The sequence below is a fragment of the Chryseobacterium luquanense genome, assembly GCF_026460945.1.
In the GTDB taxonomy this organism is placed as follows: Bacteria; Bacteroidota; Bacteroidia; order Flavobacteriales; family Weeksellaceae; genus Chryseobacterium; species Chryseobacterium luquanense.
Genome location: NZ_JAOVZV010000020.1, coordinates 121,949 through 144,161, shown reverse-complemented (window position 1 = coordinate 144,161; position 22,213 = coordinate 121,949). Strand labels below are relative to the sequence as shown.

The 22,213-nt window shown below is 32.3% G+C and carries 18 protein-coding genes; 11 read left to right on the top strand and 7 right to left on the bottom strand.

The window, feature by feature from the left end; genetic code table 11:
- Nucleotides 1-11 precede the first annotated feature (11 nt).
- A complete protein-coding gene (locus tag OEA66_RS17250; protein WP_267282553.1) occupies nucleotides 12-1,895 on the bottom strand; it encodes a DNA topoisomerase IV subunit B in 1,884 nt (627 codons plus the stop codon).
- Between the two features lie 166 nt (nucleotides 1,896-2,061).
- Here OEA66_RS17250 and OEA66_RS17245 point away from each other — a divergent pair, with 166 nt between their 5' ends.
- Nucleotides 2,062-3,210 (top strand): methionine aminotransferase, encoded by a 1,149-nt coding sequence (locus OEA66_RS17245; RefSeq protein WP_267282552.1) that lies wholly within the window; start codon nucleotides 2,062-2,064, stop codon nucleotides 3,208-3,210.
- A 234-nt stretch (nucleotides 3,211-3,444) separates the two neighbouring features.
- A complete protein-coding gene (locus tag OEA66_RS17240) occupies nucleotides 3,445-4,311 on the top strand; it encodes a hypothetical protein (RefSeq protein ID WP_267282551.1) in 867 nt (288 codons plus the stop codon).
- Nucleotides 4,312-4,426: 115 nt separating this feature from the next.
- Here the strand turns inward: OEA66_RS17240 and ychF are convergent, their stop codons facing one another.
- Entirely contained in the window at nucleotides 4,427-5,518 is a 1,092-nt protein-coding gene (ychF, locus tag OEA66_RS17235; protein WP_267282550.1) for a redox-regulated ATPase YchF, read from the bottom strand.
- Between the two features lie 224 nt (nucleotides 5,519-5,742).
- Between ychF and OEA66_RS17230 the strand changes: the two genes are divergently transcribed.
- Entirely contained in the window at nucleotides 5,743-7,866 is a 2,124-nt protein-coding gene (locus OEA66_RS17230) for a Tex family protein (protein WP_267282549.1), read from the top strand.
- Between the two features lie 8 nt (nucleotides 7,867-7,874).
- Nucleotides 7,875-8,411 carry an RDD family protein gene (locus OEA66_RS17225; RefSeq protein WP_267282548.1) on the top strand — a complete coding sequence of 179 codons (537 nt, stop codon included), beginning with the start codon at nucleotides 7,875-7,877 and terminating at the stop codon, nucleotides 8,409-8,411.
- 63 nt (nucleotides 8,412-8,474) lie between these two features.
- On the opposite strand, the gene OEA66_RS17220 is transcribed toward OEA66_RS17225, so the two are convergent.
- The 3 genes from OEA66_RS17220 to OEA66_RS17210 all read right to left on the bottom strand — a co-directional run bounded on the left by OEA66_RS17220 (nucleotide 8,475) and on the right by OEA66_RS17210 (nucleotide 11,972).
- Nucleotides 8,475-9,179, bottom strand: a complete 705-nt coding sequence (locus OEA66_RS17220) for a hypothetical protein (RefSeq protein WP_267282547.1) — start codon at nucleotides 9,177-9,179, stop codon at nucleotides 8,475-8,477.
- Nucleotides 9,180-9,189: 10 nt separating this feature from the next.
- The gene (locus OEA66_RS17215) at nucleotides 9,190-10,752 is read right to left on the bottom strand and encodes a M20/M25/M40 family metallo-hydrolase (RefSeq protein ID WP_267282546.1); all 1,563 of its coding nucleotides are present in this window, start codon (nucleotides 10,750-10,752) and stop codon (nucleotides 9,190-9,192) included.
- 77 nt (nucleotides 10,753-10,829) lie between these two features.
- A complete protein-coding gene (locus OEA66_RS17210) occupies nucleotides 10,830-11,972 on the bottom strand; it encodes an Atu1372/SO_1960 family protein (protein WP_267282545.1) in 1,143 nt (380 codons plus the stop codon).
- A gap of 63 nt (nucleotides 11,973-12,035) precedes the next feature.
- Between OEA66_RS17210 and OEA66_RS17205 the strand changes: the two genes are divergently transcribed.
- Complete coding sequence (locus OEA66_RS17205) at nucleotides 12,036-12,848, top strand: AraC family transcriptional regulator (RefSeq protein ID WP_267282544.1); 813 nt, start codon at nucleotides 12,036-12,038, stop codon at nucleotides 12,846-12,848.
- Nucleotides 12,849-12,891: 43 nt separating this feature from the next.
- Here OEA66_RS17205 and OEA66_RS17200 read toward each other — a convergent pair whose 3' ends face one another.
- Nucleotides 12,892-13,068 (bottom strand): BF3379 family histone-like protein, encoded by a 177-nt coding sequence (locus tag OEA66_RS17200; protein WP_055981058.1) that lies wholly within the window; start codon nucleotides 13,066-13,068, stop codon nucleotides 12,892-12,894.
- Between the two features lie 185 nt (nucleotides 13,069-13,253).
- Nucleotides 13,254-14,675: an aminotransferase-like domain-containing protein gene (locus tag OEA66_RS17195; RefSeq protein ID WP_267282543.1), complete on the bottom strand. Its 1,422-nt coding sequence runs from the start codon at nucleotides 14,673-14,675 to the stop codon at nucleotides 13,254-13,256.
- A gap of 117 nt (nucleotides 14,676-14,792) precedes the next feature.
- Here OEA66_RS17195 and OEA66_RS17190 point away from each other — a divergent pair, with 117 nt between their 5' ends.
- The 6 genes from OEA66_RS17190 (at nucleotide 14,793) to OEA66_RS17165 (ending at nucleotide 22,212) form a co-directional block, all read left to right on the top strand.
- Complete coding sequence (locus OEA66_RS17190) at nucleotides 14,793-15,311, top strand: hypothetical protein (RefSeq protein WP_267282542.1); 519 nt, start codon at nucleotides 14,793-14,795, stop codon at nucleotides 15,309-15,311.
- Between the two features lie 183 nt (nucleotides 15,312-15,494).
- The gene (locus tag OEA66_RS17185; protein WP_267282541.1) at nucleotides 15,495-16,343 is read left to right on the top strand and encodes a helix-turn-helix domain-containing protein; all 849 of its coding nucleotides are present in this window, start codon (nucleotides 15,495-15,497) and stop codon (nucleotides 16,341-16,343) included.
- 660 nt (nucleotides 16,344-17,003) lie between these two features.
- Nucleotides 17,004-17,525: a hypothetical protein gene (locus OEA66_RS17180; protein WP_267282540.1), complete on the top strand. Its 522-nt coding sequence runs from the start codon at nucleotides 17,004-17,006 to the stop codon at nucleotides 17,523-17,525.
- A 72-nt stretch (nucleotides 17,526-17,597) separates the two neighbouring features.
- Nucleotides 17,598-18,389 (top strand): fimbrial biogenesis chaperone, encoded by a 792-nt coding sequence (locus OEA66_RS17175; protein ID WP_267282539.1) that lies wholly within the window; start codon nucleotides 17,598-17,600, stop codon nucleotides 18,387-18,389.
- A complete protein-coding gene (locus OEA66_RS17170; protein WP_267282538.1) occupies nucleotides 18,382-19,407 on the top strand; it encodes a hypothetical protein in 1,026 nt (341 codons plus the stop codon). Before OEA66_RS17175 ends, OEA66_RS17170 begins: the two co-directional genes overlap by 8 nt.
- Before the next feature lie 9 nt (nucleotides 19,408-19,416).
- A complete protein-coding gene (locus tag OEA66_RS17165) occupies nucleotides 19,417-22,212 on the top strand; it encodes a COG1470 family protein (RefSeq protein WP_267282537.1) in 2,796 nt (931 codons plus the stop codon).
- The last annotated feature ends 1 nt before the right edge of the window (nucleotide 22,213 follow it).

The following is a 22,213-nucleotide window of genomic DNA, read 5'->3' as shown; positions in this document are numbered from 1 at the left end:
TTTTTTAATTCTTAAGATTCAATTTCATCTAAAATCTCTTTTTTATTAATATCCTGATCTTCTATAACCAAATTTTCAAGGATGAAAACCTGCCGATCCGGTGTATTTTTTCCCATGTAGAACTCCAAAAGTTGCTCTATTGTTTGATCTTTACCAATCACAACTGGTTCCAAACGAATATCTTTACCAATAAAATGCTTGAATTCATCAGGTGAAATTTCTCCCAAACCTTTAAATCGGGTAATTTCAGGGTTTTTTCCTAATTCATTTAAAGCTTTTACCCTTTCCTGCTCAGAATAGCAATATCTCGTTTCTTTTTTATTTCTAACTCTAAATAGCGGAGTCTGAAGAATAAATAAATGTCCGTTTTTAATCACATCAGGGAAAAACTGAAGGAAAAACGTAATCATCAAAAGTCTGATGTGCATTCCGTCTACATCGGCATCGGTTGCAATAATTACCTGATTGTATCTTAAATCTTCAAGACTTTCCTCAATATTTAAAGCAGCCTGAAGCAAGTTGAATTCTTCATTTTCATAAACAACTTTTTTGGTTAAACCATAACAGTTCAAAGGCTTACCTTTCAATGAAAATACAGCCTGAGTTTCAACATCTCTGGATTTTGTGATTGATCCTGATGCAGAATCTCCCTCCGTAATAAAAATCTGTGTCTCTGCTTTTCTTTCAGCTTTCTGATCGTTGTAATGCTGTCTGCAGTCCCGAAGTTTTTTATTGTGAAGAGAAACTTTTTTCGCTCTTTCTCTTGCTAATTTTTGAATTCCGGAAAGCTCTTTTCTTTCTCTTTCTGAAATTAAGATCTTTCTCTGAATCGCTTCTGCAATTTCAGGGTTTTTATGAAGGAAATTATCTAATTTACTTTTTAAGAAATCAATGATAAATGTACGAACTGTTGGTCCATTCGGCCCCATATCGCTCGAGCCTAATTTTGTTTTCGTCTGAGATTCAAAAACGGGTTCTTCAACGTTGATGGAAATTGCCGCAACAATCGATTTTCTTACATCGGAAGCATCAAAACTTTTATTGAAAAATTCACGAATTGTTTTTACATAAGCTTCACGGAAAGCATTTAAATGTGTTCCTCCCTGTGTTGTATTTTGTCCGTTTACGAATGAAAAATATGTTTCGGTCTGAGATTTATCGGTATGCGTAATTGCAACTTCAATATCATTATCTTTCAAATGAACAATCGGATATAAAACATCACTTTCAAGCTCTTCTTCCAATAAATCTTTCAGTCCGTTTTCAGAATAGAAAGTTTCACCGTTGAAAATGATCTTCAATCCGGGATTAAGATAAGCATAATTGCGGAGCATTCTCTCGATATACTCTTTTCTGTATTTGTAATGAAGAAAAATTTCAGAATCCGGAGTAAACAAAATTTCGGTCCCGTTTCTGTCTGAAGTTTCTTTTTCATCGTGTTCCTCAGTGATTATACCTCGGGAAAATTCGGCAATTTTCATTCTTCCTTCACGGAAAGAACGCACACGGAAATAATCTGAAAGCGCATTTACGGCTTTTGTACCAACCCCATTCAGCCCGACAGATTTCTTGAAGGCTTTACTGTCATATTTACCACCGGTATTCATTTTTGAAACTGCGTCAACAACTTTACCTAAAGGAATTCCACGACCAAAATCTCGAATCAGAACTTTCCCGTCATCCACTTTTATTTCAATTCTTTTACCCGATTTCATTCTGAATTCATCAATCGAGTTATCCAGAATTTCTTTCAGCAAAATATAAATACCGTCATCAGCAGACGAGCCATCGCCAAGCTTTCCGATATACATACCGGGACGCAAACGAATATGTTCCTGCCAATCGAGGGTTCTGATATTATCTTCGGAATAGATAGGTTGTATTTCTTGTGACATATATTATTTCAGCAAACATACAAAAGTACAAAAACGGCGAAAAATATCCGAATTTTTCGAGTCGTTTTTCTTATATTTTAATTTTAATACCATTCATTTAATTTAACATAAAATTACAGTTCAAAATTTTAAAATTTACACTAATTTAGATTCATAAAGAATTTAGATGATACAGCTTCCTTCTTCGAAACTTCCAAATGTTGGAACCACCATATTTACCCAAATGTCTCAATTGGCAAATCAACACCAAGCCATTAATCTCTCACAGGGATTTCCTGATTTTGAGACAGATTCCGAATTACTGAATTTAGCAAATGATTTTATTAGAAAAGGATTCAACCAATATGCTCCTTTAGGAGGAATTATGGGTTTGAAAGAGGAAATTGCAAGAAAAATTGAAAATTCTCATCATGCAATTTATCATCCTGAAACCGAAATTACCATCACAGCAGGCGGAACTCAGGCTATTTTCACTGCGATCGCCACTTTCGTACAAAAAGATGATGAAGTGATTATTTTTGAACCCGCATATGATTGCTACGAACCAACAGTAGAGCTTTTTGGCGGAGTTGTAAAACGTTTCCAAATGAAAGCTCCCGATTATAAAATCGATTGGAATGTTGTGAGAAATCTAGTTTCAGAAAAAACAAAAATGATTATTCTGAACAATCCGAACAATCCTTCCGGGAAAATTTTAAAAGAAAATGACATTCAGGAATTAATAAAAATCGTAGAAGACACGAATATTTTAATTTTGAGCGACGAAGTTTACGAAAATATTATCTTTGACGGAAACCAGCATTTAAGCATCTGTAAATATCCCGAATTAAAGGAAAGAAGTCTTTTGGTAGCCTCTTTCGGGAAATTATTTCACATCACAGGTTGGAAAATCGGATATTGTGCCGCTCCAAAAGCTTTAACAGACGAATTCAGAAAAGTTCACCAGTTCAATGTTTTCTGCGTGAATACTCCACTTCAAATGGCTTTGGCGGAATACATGAAAAATGATGAGCATTACAACCAACTTAATCAGTTTTTTCAGGAAAAAAGAGATTTTTTAAAACAAGGTTTAGCTCAAACTTCATTTGAACTTCTCGATTGTGAAGGAACATATTTTCAGGCTTTGAAATATGATAAAATTTCAGATAAAAATGACTTTGATTTTGCGACAGAATTAACTATTAATCATAAAGTTGCAAGCATTCCGTTTTCGGCTTTTTACAAGGATAAATTGAATGAAAATGTGATCAGGTTATGTTTTGCAAAAAAAAATGAAACTTTGGAGAAAGCAATTGAGAAATTGACTAAACTTTAAATTAAAACCGGTGACTTCGAGAGCCTCGGTCACCAATTTTTTCGATAAGTAATGTTTTTCAAAATACGGATTTGTAAATATTCATGAGCTAATTTTCATGCCGCAGAAGATTTCAAATATGAAAATTTGGAATAAAGATTCTGTACAAGTATAATAAATTCAACAAAAATATAGCCCTTTTGGGTGATTGTTTTGAAGTGATATTACCAATACTTTTGAGTAAAATTAACAACCATGAAATCATTATCATTAAAATCGCTATTCATTATTTTATGTGCAAGTGTTAATTTCACTTTTGCACAATCAACTTTTATAGACAAAAATTTACAGTTTTTAGAAGAAACTGCAGTCGTCTCACAAAGCGACATCAAAAGCTTTATGAAGAAAAAAGGCTTTTCACTAGAAGATTCTGCTGATAAATTTAATTCTAAATTATTTTCATTTAAAAATTCTTCTGACCAAAGCGTCATGGTTGGATATACTGATTCAGGCAAACTATATGCAATACATTTTACCGTAAAAGGATATATGGACGAAGCAGAAGATGAACTGGAAAGTAAACAGTTCAAAATGCAAGATAAATTGCTTAAGAAAAGTGGCTATAAATATTTTTTTCTAATTGATGAATATAAAGATACAACTACAGCGATGTTACTTACAGATCAGTATACTTTCAATAAACCTACTGAAAAAGACAAATTAATAACAGTTGTCAGATTAAAAGAGGTACTTGGTCAAAACAATAAATCTGTCAAGAAAATATTAGCTGAGAAAAAATATTTTTATGATGAAAGCTTAGACAGTACGAAAGACGGAATTAGTGAAGAAGTATTTATAGATGTCGACTATGATACCGAAATCGTGGTACATTATAAAAATGGGCAATCTTACATTGTGGAAGTATCAGATGTAAGTGAAAAAGAATACAGCAATATGCTAGAATGGCTAAAATCTAAAAATTCTGTAAAAGAAGAGACTGTAGGTGGATTGGATAAAATAGATGTTTATTATATCGAAAATGATGACTATACGGTGATGTTAAAATATACTAATTATCCTGTTTTTGAACCTAAAGGTTTTGCTTTGCGAAAAAACCGATAAATCAAGACTCAGAATTTATGGAAAATTATATTTAAGTCTCATTTACCAAATCAAAAGCGCTCACAAACTAATGAGAGCGCTTTTTAAAATATTATATAACTAACTTTTAATATTTTTAAACATTAAATCTGAAGTGCATCACATCACCGTCCTGAACGATGTATTCTTTTCCTTCAACAGAAAGCTTTCCGGCTTCTTTTACTTTTGCTTCTGTACCATAAGTTACATAATCATTATACTTAATAACTTCTGCACGAATGAAACCTTTCTCGAAATCTGTGTGAATTACTCCTGCAGCTTGAGGAGCCGTCCAACCTTGTCCGATTGTCCAAGCTCTTACTTCTTTTACTCCTGCTGTAAAATACGTCTGAAGCTTCAATAAATCGTAAGCTTTTCTGATCAAACGGTTTACTCCAGGCTCTGTAAGACCTAATTCTTCAAGGAAAATCTCTCTCTCTTCGTAAGTTTCCAATTCATTGATGTCTGCTTCAATCTGCGCTGCCAAAACGACTACTTCAGCATTTTCGTTCTTAGCCATTTCTTCAATTTTCCCAATCCAATCATTTCCGTTTTTGATTGAATTTTCATCAACATTACAAACGTAAAGAACAGGTTTATTGGTCAACAACTGAACTTCTCCAATAATTGATTTTGCAAAATCATCCATTGCAAATTCTCTTGCATTTCTACCATCTTCAAGGTGTTTCTGAAGATTTTGAAGCGTTTCGTAAGTCAATAAATCTTCTTTTTTCCCAGATTTGATGAATTTTTTTGCTTTTTCAACAGCTTTACCCACTGTTTCCAAATCTTTTAACTGAAGTTCAATATCGATAATATCTTTATCCCTCAAAGGATCTACTGAACCTTCAACGTGGATAATATTTCCGTTTTCAAAACATCTTAAAACATGGATAATCGCTTCACACTCACGAATGTTTGCCAAGAATTGGTTTCCTAAACCTTCTCCTTTACTTGCCCCTTTTACAAGACCTGCGATATCTACAATCTCTACAACAGCAGGCAAAACTCTTTCAGGATTTACCAATTTTTCAAGCTCGAATAATCTTTGATCCGGTACAGAAACCGTTCCTAAATTCGGCTCGATGGTACAGAAAGGATAATTCGCTGACTGTGCTTTAGCATTGCTTAAGCAGTTAAAAAGAGTTGATTTACCTACATTCGGTAAGCCTACGATTCCACATTTCATAACGTTAGATTCAAAGTTTAAGGTTTAAAGTTTTAAGGTGATATTACCTTTCACTTTCAGCGTGCAAATATAGTGATTTTACAGTGGAATTCATAATACAATTTTATTTCTTGATAAACATTCATAAATCATACTTTTCTTTATGTTTTAAATTAATAATGATAAATATCGCCAATTAAATTATTGCAAAAAAGTCAGTATTTTAGCCATCCCAAAAATATTTCATGAACACTTCAACTTTCATTCAAAACCAACTTAACATATCCGACAAAAGCATTAATGCTACTTTAAAATTATTATCAGAAGACTGCACGATTCCTTTTATTTCACGTTATCGAAAGGATGCGACAGGAAATTTGGATGAAATTCAGATCGAACAAATATTTAAACTGAATAAACAGTTTGAAGAAATTGTAAAACGTAAAGAAAGTATTTTAAAATCGATAGAAGAGCAAAATGTTTTATCGCCTGATTTGAAGCAGAAGATTGAGTCAAGCTTTGATATTCAGGAACTGGAAGATTTGTATTTGCCATTCAAAAAAAGAAGAAAAACCAAAGCAGATACAGCAAAAGAAAAAGGTCTGGAACCATTGGCGAAAATCATCATGAGTCAAAATGTTCAGGATTTACAGTTCTTGGCTTCTAAATATATTAATAACGAAGTTTCATCTGAAGAAGAAGCTTTACAAGGTGCAAGAGACATTATCGCAGAATGGATTAACGAAAATATGTATGTCCGTAAAAATCTTCGCCGATTGTTTCAGCGTAAAGCTGTAATCGTGTCAAAAGCTGTTAAAGCAAAAAAAGATGAAGAAGGCGCACAAAAATTTTCGCAATATTTCGAATGGGAAGAAAGCTTAAACAGAGCCCCATCACACCGACTTCTGGCAATGTTGAGAGCAGAATCTGAAGGTTTTGTAAAAACAAACATCGGAATTGATAAAGATGAAGCTTTAGATTTTATTGAAAATGCCATTATTAAATCTAAAAATGAAAGCTCAGAACAAATTGCTTTAGCCATAAAAGATTCTTATAAAAGACTTCTTGAACCTGCCATTTCTAATGAAACCTTGCAGGAAGCAAAGGAAAAAGCAGATAAAAAGGCGATTGAAATATTCTCAGAAAATCTCAGCCAACTTCTACTCGCCCCGCCTTTAGGAGAAAAAAGAATTTTAGCCATTGATCCGGGTTATAAAAGTGGCTGCAAAATAGTCTGTCTTGATGAAAAAGGAGATTTACTGCACAATGAAACCATTTACCCTCATGCTCCGCAAAACGAAAGCGGAATGGCAATGAAGAAAATCCGTTCGATGGTGAATGCTTACAATATTCAGGCGATTTCTATTGGAAACGGAACGGCAAGTCGTGAGACAGAATTTTTCATTAAGAAAATCGGTTTTGATAAGCCGTTACAGGTTTTTGTAGTTTCAGAAGCCGGAGCTTCAGTTTATTCGGCGAGTAAAATTGCGAGAGATGAATTTCCGAGTTTTGATGTGACAGTTCGTGGAGCGGTTTCTATCGGAAGACGACTTTCTGATCCTTTGGCTGAATTGGTTAAAATTGATGCAAAATCAATTGGTGTCGGTCAATATCAACATGATGTAGACCAAACTCAGTTGAAAAATGAATTAGATTCTACGGTTATGAGATGCGTAAATTCGGTTGGAATTAATTTAAATACAGCAAGTAAATCTCTTCTAAGTTACGTTTCGGGAATTGGTGAAAAAATGGCCGAAAACATTGTGAATTACCGTGCTGAAAACGGAGCTTTTGAAAACAGAAAACAACTGAAGAAAGTTCCGAGATTGGGTGAAAAAGCTTTTCAGCAGGCTGCAGCGTTTATCAGAATTACAAATAGTGAAAATCCTTTAGACAACTCAGCAGTTCATCCTGAAGCATACGGAATTGTTGAAAAAATGGCGAAAGATTTAGGTATAAAAACCAATGAATTGATTGCGAATAAAGAAAAAATCAATTTAATTCAGCCTGAAAAATATACTACTGAAGATGTCGGAATTTTAGGAATAAAAGATATTCTTAAAGAACTGGAAAAACCAGGATTAGACCCAAGAAAAGCCGCAAAAGTTTTCGAATTTGATCCGAATGTAAAAAAGATTACCGATTTAAAAACAGGAATGATTCTTCCCGGAATTGTCAACAATATTACCGCTTTCGGATGTTTTGTAGATTTAGGAATCAAAGAAAGCGGATTGATTCATATTTCTCAGTTAAAAGATGGTTTTGTTTCGGATGTAAATGAAGTAGTGAAGCTGCATCAACATGTTCAGGTAAGAGTAACGGAAGTGGATGAGGCGAGGAAGAGGATTCAGTTGAGTATGATTTTATAATTAAAATTATGAGAATTTCGGAGCTGACAGAAAGAAAAACAACCCGCAGAGCAACTCAAAATTTTGATTCGGAAGGCAGGCGTATTTATCAGGAATTTGAATATGATCTACCTTACAAAGCTGATTTTCCAAATAGTGAAAGGCAAAGAGAATGTGCTAAAATAATTGATATAATTCCTTTATTTTTAATTTTCCTTTTCATTTTTAAACAAACTCTATTTCTTTCATTTTTGTTTTCGATTCCAACAGTAATAGTTGTCGGAAGTATTACTGAAACAATTTATGGAATAACTTTAGGAAAGAAATTTTTCAAGATGGTTGTTATTGATGATTTTGGAAACTTTCCTAATTTTTCTAAATCTTTAAAAAGGAATTTTTTGTGCTTGTCAAACTTCCATCCTTCATTTTCAGAATATACTACGAAAAATGTAGCATTTGGAACTCAAACATTTTTCAGAACAGATTTAAGTATGAATATGAATAATAAATTGTGCACGACTTATATTGTCAAAGAAAAACAACTATTAGAAATCAAAAGTTATTAAAATAAAAAAATCCGTTTCATCTATTTTGAAACGGATTTTTTGTAAACCCTCTTATTAATCAAACTAAAATTTGAAATCAGATTTTTTAATGTCTTTGTTGTATTTTAAATCTATCAGACTCACAACTTGATCACCATTCTCAGATTTAAATATATTTTTTGAACAGTAGGTAAGCTCTCCAAATTTTTTATAATCTGTACATAAAATGGTTGAAAAAGAACTTTTATTAGGATTCTTTTTTTCCTCTTTCTTCAGTAAGAAACTTTCTGTATCATAATATAGATTTGTAATACTTCCATCTTTTGCAGTAGCTTCTACTTGATTAAGTTTTTCATCTTTATCAGTTTTTATAAACTTTACTTTAAATAATTCCGAATCAAGATAAGCTACTTCATTCATTATATACTTTCTATCATGTTTATCTTTAAACTCTTCCTGATCTGCAATTTTCTTTTGACCATTTACTGTTTCATATCCTGTTTTACCATCAAACCAAGATCTGTAAACAATTCTCCCTTCATATTCTATTTCAAAACTTCCCAAGTTTGGAGCCATTTCTTTAGTAATGTAATTTACATTTCTTCCATCCATAACAGTAGAAGATTTAGAATAAAGAGTTTTTATATTACTTAAAAGTTCTTTTCCTCCTGTAGCATTAATTGATTTTTCAATAATTTCTTTTGCTTTGATTTCTTCTGTAGTCTGAGAAAAAACAAAGTTATTTGCTATTATTAAGCAAAAAGTAATTGCAGTGGTTATTTGTTTCATATAGTTTTAATTATTTATAATCTTTAGAATCTCTTCTCGGTTCTTTTAGTTCTGGCCATTTTGCGATTTCTCCTTTATCATTTTCAGGCATTGTTCTGCGCTCTCTGCTTGTAAATTCAGGGTCTTCAGAAGCCATGTAAGCTAAAGTTGCGGTAAGAATCACGTTGTTTTTAACCTCATCAAAAACAATTTTATCATACGTATCTTTCGTGGTGTGCCATGTGTAACCGAAATATCCCCAGTTCAATGAGCTTAAAGAAAATCCGGGAACTCCTGCTGCAACAAATGAAGCGTGGTCAGAACCTCCTCCACCTGGCATTCCAGGGAAATCTGTTTTGATGTGATCCCTCACATTTTTTGGAACGGCATTCAGCCATTTTCCGATGTAGTCGTATGATTTCACAAAACCTTGTCCTGCAATATTCACTACTCTACCCGTTCCATTGTCTTGGTTAAAAACTGCCTGAGTTCCTTTGATAATTTCAGGATTATCTGCTACAAAACCTCTTGAACCGTTTAATCCTTGTTCCTCACTTCCCCAAAGTCCGACAACAATGGTTCTTTTTGGATTTGGATAGTATTTTTTAAGGATTCTCATGGTTTCAAGCATCGTTAAAACTCCCGTTCCGTTATCTGTTGCCCCTTGAGCACCGTCCCAAGAGTCCAAATGGGCAGAAAGAATCACATATTCATTTGGTTTTTCAGAACCTTTAATCATTCCTACCGTGTTGAAAGTTTTTGCTTCAGGTAAAACTTTTGATTGAGCATCTATTTTAATTCTTGGTTTTGAACCTTTCTCAGCCATTCTATACAACATACCATAATCTTCCACATCGATGTCAATCATTGAAATTTTTGAAGTTTTCGCTCCAAATATACGGTTAGCTCCCATAATTCCTGTCCAGTTTGAAATCGCAATTCCCGCTGCTCCGGCTTTTTCTAATGCTTCTGGAAGTGTATTGTTATCGTAACCAATATTTTTCACATAATCACGGAAGTCTTTTGCAGCCTGCTCTTTTTCTGCTTTTAATTTTTCGTATAATTCAGGAGTTGCAAATTCTTTAATCTGCTCATCTGAACGACCGATTTTCTGGTATTGAGCCATCAAAACAATCTTTCCTTTCACAGACGGAAGCCATTTGTCAAACTCTGCTTTAGAAGAAACTTTAGGAAGTACAATAACTTCTGCTTCCACTGCTTTTTTGGTTGCCGGACTCCATGCTAATTGCGTTGCAGATAAAGTTTTTGTTCTTGGATAAACCATATCAACGTGTGTCGTTCCTCTTTGCCAACCTTTCCACGTTCCGAATTGCTGTAAATTGGCATCAATTCCCCAAGATTTTAATTTATTAGCTGTCCATTCATTCGATTGAAGCATTTCTGGAGTTCCTACTAAACGGGGACCTATTCCATCTAATAATTCGAATGCCATATCTTCTAACTGAGAATGATTATTCGTCTCGTTTACAAAACTTTGAACAATAGGATTCAACTTCTGGTCTACGGATTGCGCATTGACGAACTGACTCGCTAAAACCACTGCAGGAACTGCAAAAAACGTGTTTATCTTCATACTTTTTATTGATTGCCATAAAGATAAAGTTATTTAATGGAAATTAAAATTTTGATTATCTGCTTTAATTTTCAAATCTATTCCACTTCAAAAATTGCCTGAATTTCTACTGATGAATTCACAGGAATTGAAGATGCTCCCAGTGTTGCTCTTGCGTGTTTTCCTTTTTCTCCAAAAACTTCAACTGCCAAATCTGAAGCCGCATTCATCAAATCTGCATGTTTCGTATAATCATCTTTTGTATTGAAAATTCCTGTAAGCTGAACAACTTTTTTCACTTTATCTAAATCTCCATTCACAGCGTCTTTCAAGACTGCAATAACGTTCAGCATTGTTTGTTGGGTTGCTTCTTTCACCTGATTTTCATCTACAGAAACACCCAACTTTCCGGGATTCATAATTTTACCATCTTTTAAAGCAACCTGATTAATAAAAACCAAATTTCCAGACCTTACAAAAGGAGAATAATTTCCTACAGGTTTCGGAGCAATTGGAAGAACAATATTTTTTTCAGCCAAAACCTTTTCTATACTTTTAGCTTGAGAAATTTTAATTTCAGAATTTTTGTTAAAAGTTCCCTTTAAAGCGAATATAATTTTTGCGAAATTCTTCCCTTGTTCAAAGGCAATTTCTCTTTCTCCAACGCTTGGTCTTTCAACATTTTTTACAGAAGCTAAACTTGTTGCTCCCAAAACCGTATTTCCCTGCGGAATATTTTTATCAATTTTTGCAACTCCGCGAATTCCGTTTGAAACCAAAACCATCCCATGAACAGAAAGACTATTCCAAAAAGCCTGAACCGCCAATTCATTTCCTGCTCCACTTCCAGCCGACATAAAAACCGTTGCAGGCATTCCCTCCAAAGCATGACTAGTCCACAAATTCACAGTTTTAGAAAGAAAGTCGCTCATTCCCGTACTGATGTTTCCGAAATAAACGGGCGAACCAAAAGCAATTCCATCATAAGAACTCAGCTCATCGACTGAAGCAACCGGAATATCTTTAAGTTTTGGATTATCTGATGACTTTACCTGTTTTATAACAGACTGAACGTTACTGTTGCTTTCAATTCCTTTTGAAATTTGTTTTGCCAATTCATACGTTCCTCCGTTGTCGGAATGAATCAGCACCAAAATCTTTGCTTTATTATTTTGAGCCATAATAGTGTTTGAAATGATTGTTAAAATAAAAACTGCTAAAAATCTGTTGAATGTTTTCATGTAAATTATTTAAGACAGTACAAATTTACTACTGTCAATTTTCTTATTTTTGCCAAAAACTTTATGCAAAACGCCAAATCCAAATGCAGTCTCACCGAACAGGAAAACGGATTTTTTGATGATTCAATCGAAAAGCGAGCTTACATTTGGTACGAGGAAAATTGGCAACATGATGATTACGAACATCTTCATCAGCGTGCTCAACTTACTTTTGTAAAAGAAGGCTATCAATATTTTCATATTGATGATAAAATCTATCTCGTTCCGCAAAATCATGTTATCTGGATTCCTTCTCTACAAAAACATAAAATTACCTCGGAAGCAGAAACTGTAAAATTAATGGTCAGTTTATTTAAACACATTCCTGAAAATGATTTTTATGGAAAAGTTCATGTATTTCTGGCGCCGTCAGTTTTAAAAGAAATGCTTTTATACGCTTCAAAATGGAATAAATTAACAGAAGAAAATAATGAACAGGAAGTTTTTATGAATGCTTTGCTTACAAGTCTTCCCAATTTCTGTGATGAAAATTTATCTTTACAGATTCCTATTCCTTCAGATAAAAGATTGTTGGAGGTTTGTGAGTTTATTAGTGAAAGTTATCATGAGAATCATAGTATCGAAGAATTGGCTGAAAAGGCAAATCTTTCAACAAGAAGTCTGCAGCGAATTTTCAAACAAGAAACCGGAATTAGTGTAAAGAAATATATTCAACTGATAAAAATTCTGAAAAGTGTAGAATTAATCGATTCAAGTCAGTTTACGTTAAGCGAAATTGCTTACAAAGTTGGCTACAAAAGCCTTTCTGCATTTACATCTTCTTATTTGGCAGTGATGAATGTAAAACCAAAAATCATTAAGAAAGTAACATTTTAAGACAAAAAAAAAAATAAGCCGACTAAATGAGCCGGCTTATTTCTTATTTTTTAGATTCTTCAACAGAAACTTTTCTAAAGTCTTTGAACAATTTGCTTAATTCTAAAGCTGATTTACGAGCTCTAGTTCCAGCTGCTTTGTTTCCTTTTTCAACTTGTTGGTTTGCTTCTGTAGTGAACGCTTCAAATTCTGCGTTGATTTTTTCGATAAGTTCTTTCATGTCTATAAAATTTAGGCTGCAAATATATGTTTTCAGACGATTCCAGCCTAATTGTAGAGGTTTTTTTTGACATAATAAGTGAAAATATAACATGAAAAATCAAAAAAAGACGAAAAATGAACTTTTAAAGGGTTGATTTAACATAATAATTCACTTTTTTAGCCTAAATTTTTAACATTTACTTTTTACTTTAAAAGAAGTTCTCTTGCTTTCACACCAGCTTTTTCTATTAAAATAAGACTTTCTGAAGTCAAATAATCGGCAAATACAGCTCGGAAACAATGTTGATATTCGTCAGTTATAGAAAACGTTATTCCGGGTGTAAATAAGATTTTGTTTCTCTCACAATAATTATAAAATTCTTTCATATTAATTTCTTCTGGAAGTTCACACCAAATGCTGTAACCACCTTCAGGTTGATGGAAATAAGAATTTTCGGGAAAATGTTTTTTTAAAGCTGACCATAAATACATTGCCTGTTGATTTAATTTTTTCCTGAACGAACGGAGATGACGGTAATAACTGTTATTTTGAAGAATTTTGATAATTAATTCCTGATACAATGGAGAAACAGTTCTTCCCAATGAAAATTTTATTTTTTCAGCTTCCTGATAAAACTTTCCTGCATGTAACCAACCTAAACGAATTCCGGGAGCAAGGCTTTTAGAAAAAGATGAAAAAGTTATCACACTATTATGTTCATCAAAATTTTTAAGACAACTTGGTCTTTCTTCGGTAAAATACAAATCACCATAAATATCATTCTCAATAATTGGAATTTTAAATTTTTCAGAAATATTCAATAAATTCTTTTTATCTAAATCATTCATCAATTTTCCTGTAGGATTGTGGAAATTGGGAGTAATAACCAAAGCTTTGATTGTATGTTCAAGACAAACTTTTTCAAAATAATTTATATCAAAACCATTTTCATATTGTACAGGAATTTCAATGATTTTAAGATTTAAAGTTGCCGCCACTTCAAGCACAGAAAAAACACACGGACTTTCAATCGCAATCACATCACCTTCATTTGTCACAGAACGAAGCGCAATAAACAAAGCCTGCAATGCGCCATCGGTGATAATAATTTCATCGGGATTTATAAAACTCCCAACTCGTCGCATTCTATCGGAAATAAGATTTCTCAATTCTTCAGAACCATTTGGTGGATAATAACGAAGCAATGACGCACCTTTTTCCCTGATGATGTTTTGCATTGTGCGAAGAATCAGCTTTTGCGGAATCATTGAATCTCCGGGAACAGCATTATTAAAAGAATTTGCTTCGGATGATTTATTTCTTGCCGATGTCAACTGGAGGTTACTGGTAAAGTCAATATCTCTTGAAACCGGTGAAAATTGTTTCTTTGAAATAGGAATCTGCTTTTCAAAACTTTTATCTACAAAGTATCCTTTTTTGGGAATGCTTTTCACCAAACCTTTTAAAACAAGACTTTCGTAACCGCTCTGAACAGAAACAACACTCAAATTATACTCCTTTTTTATTTCGCGAATTGAAGGTAAACGTTCACCTTTTAACAAAACCCGTTTATTGATTTTATTTTCAATAACCGCAGTGAAAATTTCATATTTATAAGAAAACATTTTTAATAATATCTATACTGAACAAATTTATAAAATTTAAAATCTGTACTGATAATTTTTTCAGAAGCTGTACCTATTTTCTGAAATCAGATCTCTTTACCTTTGATAAAAAAAGTAATGGAGATCGTTTCAAAATTTGTGATTGGTTCAGATAAAGGAGTTTCAGATTTTTTAAATGTAAAAAAACTTTCATTTATTAATCTTCATAAGAGCTTTATTAATGAAAAAGAAATCAACAGTTATATTGAAGAGCATTTTGATGAAAGAAAAACGATTAACGAGCTGAATAATCTTTCCAATCAGCTTATCATAACTTATAAGGAGAATTTGGCTGTTGCGTATTGTCTTATCAAAAGCGGTTCAAGACATTCTCTTTTTCCTGAAGAAAAAAGAACCACAGAAATTGATATCGCAATTCTTCAGGAGTATGATTCGGAAGAAATAAGAACTTCACTTTACACTAAATTTACATCTGCCACTAAATTCGCTGATATTATCTGGATTAGTATTTTACAGCATAACTCATTAATTGAATTTCTGAAAAGCAAAGGTTTTGAACTTGTTAGAAGTAATTTCAGCAAGGAATTTAAATTACCTGCAAGTATTTTTTGTTTGGAATTATCAAATAATAACTAATAAATTTAAAAATCTTTCATCTTGCCATCGTTAAATTTAACCTTATTGTAACACAGTTGAAATAAATTCAAGCATAACATATTATTTTTTGAAGATTTTTTACATAATGTTCAAAATAACTATTAATTATACCTCATAAATACTTATTTTTGGCGGATATTTATTAAACACCATCATCATATAATGTTTAAAGTATTCGATGAGCTAAAAAATAACGGATTTAGTATTAATTTGGTTTCCGAAATAATTGAACGTAACAATTTTTCAAGAAAATTTAATACATCGGATTATTTTTCCATTTTTCTGGTTGGAGAAAATCTCGATATCTTCGTTGAGAATAAAAAATATCAAATTCCCGGGGGAAACTCAGTATTCATTGGTCCTCAAAAAAATGTAGAGTTTGGAAATACTTTAGGCAAAGAAATCTACGCTATTGTTTTTTCAAAAGAATTCTTCGACAAAACTTCAAAAGACAGTATTTATTTAAACTCAAATATATTTTTTAATTTCAAGTCTCATATTTTCGTAGCTCCTTATTTTGGGAATAACGATTACAACAAAATCATACTAATAGAAAGACTTAAAAAGTTTTCGGCTATTGATGAAGAGAATATTTTTATTTCAGCAGCTCATAACGCTATTGAAAGTTTAATTCTTGATGCACATTTACATATTGACCACAAGAACGATCCAAAAGAAGATCATTTACATTCTGTAAGTTTAGTTAATCGTTTTACAGTCCTTCTTCAGCGGGATTATAAAACCCAGAAGAAAGTTTCTTATTACGCAAGTGAACTCAGAGTATCAAGTAGAAAATTGACAGACATGACAGAATTTGTTTATGGCAAATCTGCAAAACAAATGATTATTGAAAAAGTAACTTTCGAGTGTGAAAAAGCCATTAAATTTTCCAATAACACTTTATCTGAAATTGCATTTGATTTAGGCTTTAAAGATGAAGGTAACTTCAGCAATTTTGTAAAAAAACATAGTGGTAAAAAACCATCCGATATGAGAGAACTGGTCGGATAAAATCTAAACACTACCCTTAAAAATGTTATATAAATTAATGTATTTGCTCTATTTATTAGAGCATTTTTTATTTATAATTATTTGAAGGATAAAAATCACAAAATATTAATTATCAATTAATTAAAATTTATTTTTACGTAATTATTTATAAATTTTTACGTAAAAATTATTAAATCAAACCCACACTAAATTGTATTACGTATTTATACTGATTACATTTGCATTACTAAATAACAAGAATATATAAAAATCAATCAGTATCATAAAATAAAAAGAACACCAAATCACAAAGTTTTAAAAGTTTTTTATTAGTATTTAATCTATTCTTTTCAACCAATACATTCAATCATATTAATAAACTTTTCATCATCAGTTTTCAGTGGTAACTGGATTTATTAAGACAATTAATGAATCCTGTTACCTTTTTATCTCAGTTAAAAAATGATTATTCTCAATTGTTTCTCAACAATAATTAATCATTCAAATTAGATATTTGTATCAAAAAGACTATTTTTTGCATTAAATACAGTATCACCTACTCCTTTTTGTAAAAATTCACAAAAAATAAGCGTGTTTTTGCAAATCCCATTCTCTAAATGGCATGTATCTTTGCAGCCGAAAAGAATAGATAAACATCTAATTTAAAACTGATTGATACACATGAAACAATTTTTATTTACAGCATTAGCTTTAGTAGCTTTTGCAACTTCTAAGGCTCAAAACGTTTCTTTAAACGTAATTCTTAAACCAATCCAAACTTTAACGATTAAAGAGGAACAAAAAGTAGTAAATCTTGAATATGCTACTACAGGTGACTACCAAAATGGTGTTAGCAAAACAAATGATGATCACTTAACTATTTATAGCACAGGTGGATTTCAAGTAAAAGTAAAGGCAACTGATGCTAATATGACATTGAATGGTAAAAATATGGCAGTAACTACCATTAAATTATCTTCTTCTGCAGGGTCACAAGCATTAACCAATGCAACTTACCAACAAGATTTGTCACTTTCGTCAAGTGAAGCAACTTTAGTATCTTCATCTAACGGTGCTGTTAACAAAAGCGTTAACGTAAAATATCAAGGTGCAGGAGCTAATGCTTACATTGATAACTATGTGCCAAACCAAAACCCTTCTATTTATAAGGCTACTTTGGTTTACACTATTGTGAGTGCATAATATATTTGAAAACTGATGATGATAAAGTGTCGCAATAAATTTTGTGACACTTTTGTCATAAATAAAACTTATATGAAAAAAATTGCTTTATTTTTCTGCTTTCTCATCATCCAGATCAATGCGCAAACCGGAATTTCTGTATCTCCTCCAAGAGTATATTTTGAAACAACTTCAGGTAGCAGCAGTACTCAAAAAATTACAGTAACCAATGTAAGCGTAAAGCATACATTAGATCTTGCAGTAAGTTTGGGCGACTGGGAATATGACGAAAAAGGAGAAAATATAATGCAACCTTCCAATACTTTAAAAAATTCCTGCACTCAGTGGATAAGTATTAATAAAGAAGATTCTTATTTCAGTCTTGCACCGGGAGAAAGAAAAGATTTAAATGTAACTCTTACAGTACCCTCAGTTTCTAAAGACCAACTAGCCGCACATACTGCAGTACTTTTTGTAAGCCAAATGAATCCTGTTGACGGAACGGATAATACAGGTGCAAAAATAAAAGTAAGCGTAAAATCCGGAATTAAAATCTTTCATAAAAAGCCTGAAACTTCACTTCGTAAGATAGAAATTAAGGATTTGAAGTTTGATACGGCAAAAAAGGTCATTAATCTACAGTTTGAAAATCAATCTGAATTGTGGACTGACGGAAAAATCACAACAGATCTTATCAATACAACTACAGGAAAAAAGGTTACTGTAGATCCTGTAGTTTTTTATACACTTCCCGGAAACATTAGAAAATTAAGTATTCCTGTACAAGATTTAAAAGAAAAAGGTTCTTATAACTTATCTGTTTTAATAGATAATGGAGACGACAATACTCTGGAAATGGCAGAATTGAATTTTAATTATGAGTAAGTATTGTATTATTTTTTTTCTAATTTTTAGTTTTGCTTTAAAAGCTCAGGTTTCTGTTTCTTCGTGGATTAACAGTTATATGCAGGTTAACAATTATAACGGAAATACCAATCCTGATGCATATACAGTCACTTTTGCAGGTAATGGAAATTTCAATGTACCGCATTGGAGACTTTCTGCAAAACTTCAACAAAATATAGTTTCTGAAAACGGACAATACACAATCCCCGGAAACAAAGTTTCTTTCCAGCCTGTCTCTACTACAGGACAGGGAAATCCTGGCCCTACTCCATCTATGGCTCAAATTGGAGTTCCTTCAAATGTTTTTTTACAAGAAAATGTAGAAGCTTTTTTGGTTCCTCAATCGAATGCCCCGCTTTATAATATGCCATCTTCGCCAAACGGATATTACAGTTTATCTTTAAAATTTGCAGTAACTCTTATGGGGGGAGCATATCTTGGAACTTATCCAGCCTGGACTCGTTTTAATGCAACCGTAGAATTTACGGCATATGATCAAAATAATAATGTAATTGGCAGAATTCCTCATACATTTCAGTTTCACATCGGAGCACTTTCCGGAACGCCACCAACTACACAGGAAATGTCTTTAATTATAAATCCTAATGTAGCAAATGGCGTACTTGAATTTGACAGTATGCAAGATTATAACGACGGAAATAGCATTACTTATTCTAATGGTTTAAAAGTAAATACCAATACCAATTTTCAGATTAAAGTTCGCTCACTTCAAAATCATCTTAGTTCGCCATTGGGTTATGCAATTCCTATTTCTGCGATTCATTTGAGATTACAACCGCTCTCACAGGGAACTCAAACGATTTATCCGCTTACATTATCCTCTACAAGTCAAATATTAGCTAAAGGAAATGCAAGTCAGAATACGACTTTTAATTATGATTTAGTTTATTATTCATTAGCTCAGGATCAACAACTTATCAACGCAAAACCAGGAGAATATTCTACGACTTTGCAGTACGAAATCACCCCTCAATAACCGTATCTGATGAGTTTTAACTACGGAAAGAAAATTCTGTTTTTTGTCTTTTTTGTGCTTATTTTTTTAAAAATCTGTGCACAAACCAATCAGTTTCCTATAAGAATGGAAATTGAGAAGGAAAGCAATATTTCAAAATCCAGATTAATCAATATCGTAGTTGCATTACAAAATACGGGCTCAGAAACATTTTCAGGAAATCTTCATCCTATTTTACCTTCTGGTTATAAAGCTACTACAGGATTACAAATTCCTATAACCCTTCAACAAGGTGAAAAAAAATATATTCCGCTAAGATTAATGGCAGATATTAACGCCAAAGCCGGAAGTTCAGAAATTAAAATTCAACTTTTAAATCTTACGGGAGTAATCATTTCAGAGCAGATTACAAATCATATCATTGAAGTCGACAATAACCTGAGTATGACTTCTCTTTCACCAATTATTTTTAGAAATTCTAAAAGCGAACCCATTTCAGTAAAAGTACGAGTCTTAAATACCGGAAATATTGCTCAAAACATTACTTTGGTCTGCAAATTTCCAGATCCTGATAAAGGTAATTTTTTTATTGAGCAACAGGCAATTATTGATGTAAAAAAAGATTCAATTTTCACTTTTAATTATCAACCTTCAAAAAGTCTTTCGGATATTTCAAATTATACGATTAATATATCGGGTTTTAGAAATCCTGAAAAAGAAATTTTTAATACAACAAGTATCACCGTTCAGAATATTGCAAGTAAACAAAAATTTCAGGAAGCACAATACGGTAATTTTTCAGATCCATTTAGAAATGAAATCACCACTTCTTATCGTAGGGTTGGTGAAAATTTAAACATGTATCAAATTTACGGTTCAGGAGGTTTCAATCTTCCTTCCGGATATCTTCTAATGAACGGTAATGCTTCTCTCTTCAGTAATCAAGAGTTACCAATTCTTACCAATACAAATATCAGTTATCATCAAGGCAATAATGTATATAATGTAGGATCAATCAGCAAAATGTTTGAAACTACACTTTCGGGAAGAGGTGCAGAGTACAGCCATAATTTTGGAAATAATAAACGAATCGAAATGGGTTTTGTAGATCAAAATTTCAATCTTATCGAAAAAAATGCATTCCTGAAAAACGGTTACGGATTTTTCACGAAAGGAAGTCTGAATACCAATAATGATGATAAAAATATCTCTGCAGCCTATATTTACAGATATGATCCTTTTGAAAAAGGTAAGCATCATATTTTGGGAACTGAAGGGAATTATGCTTTTAATAAAATCTGGAAATTTAACGGAAAATTAAATGCAGGTTTAAGTTCTTACGAAATTCGGGATGTTTTAAAACCTTCTTTAGCGTTAGAAACTAATTACAAAGGAGCGATTAAAACATATGAAATCAGCGGTAATTATTATTACAGTTCAGATTATTTCCCGGGAAATCGTCGTGGAAGTACTCAATTTCAGCAAAATATTTCTAAAACCATTGGGGATTATAATTTTTTTACGAATTTCAACTATTCTAATTTTACGCCAAAATTTTTCTATTTCGACAGAAGTCAGATGTCGGAAAATTTCCGATATGAAGCAGGAATCAAATTTCCAAGCATCAAAAAAATAAATTTTGGTATTAGTTATCAATATCAAAATGAATCTTCCAATAGTTACAATAACTTTTTTGGAAGTTGGCAAAGTGAGGAAATTAAGCAGCTGAGCGCAAACCGCTTGGTAGAGTCTCTTACCTGGTCTAGTTTTAAAACCAAGCAAACAGCATTACTTTCTGTTGAAAATGGGTTTTCACAGTATCCACTTCAAGAAAATCCGCAGTTTCAATTGAGATTTAATGCAAATTATAGTTTCAGAAAATTAAACTTAAACGCTATTTATCAAAAAGGAAGTTTTTATCTTTCAGAGTATGCTTTTGCTTATCAGGTCAATAAAAACGAAGATTACAAAAAACTTTCACTTGCTTTGTTTTATAACGAACAGTTTTTAGAGCGCAAACTTAATGTAAGTACCGGAATTTCTTATGTAGATGATATTATTTACGGAAGAGCACCTTCAGGCTTCATTAATGCTAAATATAATACTAAAAAGTTTGGAGCTTTTTTAAATACTTCGTGGTACAATTATTCGATTGGTTCGTTAACGAACAATATTCTTACTCTTGAACTAGGAATTACTTTTAATCTCAAAAAAGCGTCATTGGATTCAGGTAAAAAAGGAAAAATTCAAATCTTTACTTTTTATGACGAAAACAACAATAACATTTACGATCCCGAAGAAAAACCAGCTCATGATTACATCGTTAGCATCAATAATGTAGTATTAAAAACTGATAATTCCGGAACTGCGCTTTACAAAGACGTTCCATTCGGTGGTTTTGAATTAAAACAATTGATTCAGCAAGGCTGGTTTTACGATGAACAAAAATTAGATTTAAATAAATACAATTATCCTTTAACAATTCCGCTGCATCAAAACGGAAGTTTATCAGGAGAACTATTTTTAGATTACGATGCAAAAACCGCAGTGGATTTTGATATTAAAACTTCATCTGTCTTTTTTAATGTTCTGAAAGACAATAAAATTATTGAAAGATTCAGTGCCAATGAAGAAGGAAAATTCACAGCATTTTTACCGACAGGAAATTACACTATCATTATTGATGAATCTTCTCTTCCTGCCAATATTTATTGCGAACAAAAAACCAGAAACATTAGTTTAACAGCAGGTGAAATCACTAAAGTTCCAAATTTTATTCTGAAGGTAAGACAGAAGAAAATCAATAAAAAAACGTTTACCAATTAAA

Bases quoted from the DNA above. Each gene is read 5' to 3' on its own strand.
- OEA66_RS17250 (WP_267282553.1), bottom strand. From the start codon at position 1,895: ATGTCACAAGAAATACAACCTATCTATTCCGAAGATAATATCAGAACC.
- OEA66_RS17245 (WP_267282552.1), top strand. From the start codon at position 2,062: ATGATACAGCTTCCTTCTTCGAAACTTCCAAATGTTGGAACCACCATA.
- OEA66_RS17240 (WP_267282551.1), top strand. From the start codon at position 3,445: ATGAAATCATTATCATTAAAATCGCTATTCATTATTTTATGTGCAAGT.
- ychF (WP_267282550.1), bottom strand. From the start codon at position 5,518: ATGAAATGTGGAATCGTAGGCTTACCGAATGTAGGTAAATCAACTCTT.
- OEA66_RS17230 (WP_267282549.1), top strand. From the start codon at position 5,743: ATGAACACTTCAACTTTCATTCAAAACCAACTTAACATATCCGACAAA.
- OEA66_RS17225 (WP_267282548.1), top strand. From the start codon at position 7,875: ATGAGAATTTCGGAGCTGACAGAAAGAAAAACAACCCGCAGAGCAACT.
- OEA66_RS17220 (WP_267282547.1), bottom strand. From the start codon at position 9,179: ATGAAACAAATAACCACTGCAATTACTTTTTGCTTAATAATAGCAAAT.
- OEA66_RS17215 (WP_267282546.1), bottom strand. From the start codon at position 10,752: ATGAAGATAAACACGTTTTTTGCAGTTCCTGCAGTGGTTTTAGCGAGT.
- OEA66_RS17210 (WP_267282545.1), bottom strand. From the start codon at position 11,972: ATGAAAACATTCAACAGATTTTTAGCAGTTTTTATTTTAACAATCATT.
- OEA66_RS17205 (WP_267282544.1), top strand. From the start codon at position 12,036: ATGCAAAACGCCAAATCCAAATGCAGTCTCACCGAACAGGAAAACGGA.
- OEA66_RS17200 (WP_055981058.1), bottom strand. From the start codon at position 13,068: ATGAAAGAACTTATCGAAAAAATCAACGCAGAATTTGAAGCGTTCACT.
- OEA66_RS17195 (WP_267282543.1), bottom strand. From the start codon at position 14,675: ATGTTTTCTTATAAATATGAAATTTTCACTGCGGTTATTGAAAATAAA.
- OEA66_RS17190 (WP_267282542.1), top strand. From the start codon at position 14,793: ATGGAGATCGTTTCAAAATTTGTGATTGGTTCAGATAAAGGAGTTTCA.
- OEA66_RS17185 (WP_267282541.1), top strand. From the start codon at position 15,495: ATGTTTAAAGTATTCGATGAGCTAAAAAATAACGGATTTAGTATTAAT.
- OEA66_RS17180 (WP_267282540.1), top strand. From the start codon at position 17,004: ATGAAACAATTTTTATTTACAGCATTAGCTTTAGTAGCTTTTGCAACT.
- OEA66_RS17175 (WP_267282539.1), top strand. From the start codon at position 17,598: ATGAAAAAAATTGCTTTATTTTTCTGCTTTCTCATCATCCAGATCAAT.
- OEA66_RS17170 (WP_267282538.1), top strand. From the start codon at position 18,382: ATGAGTAAGTATTGTATTATTTTTTTTCTAATTTTTAGTTTTGCTTTA.
- OEA66_RS17165 (WP_267282537.1), top strand. From the start codon at position 19,417: ATGAGTTTTAACTACGGAAAGAAAATTCTGTTTTTTGTCTTTTTTGTG.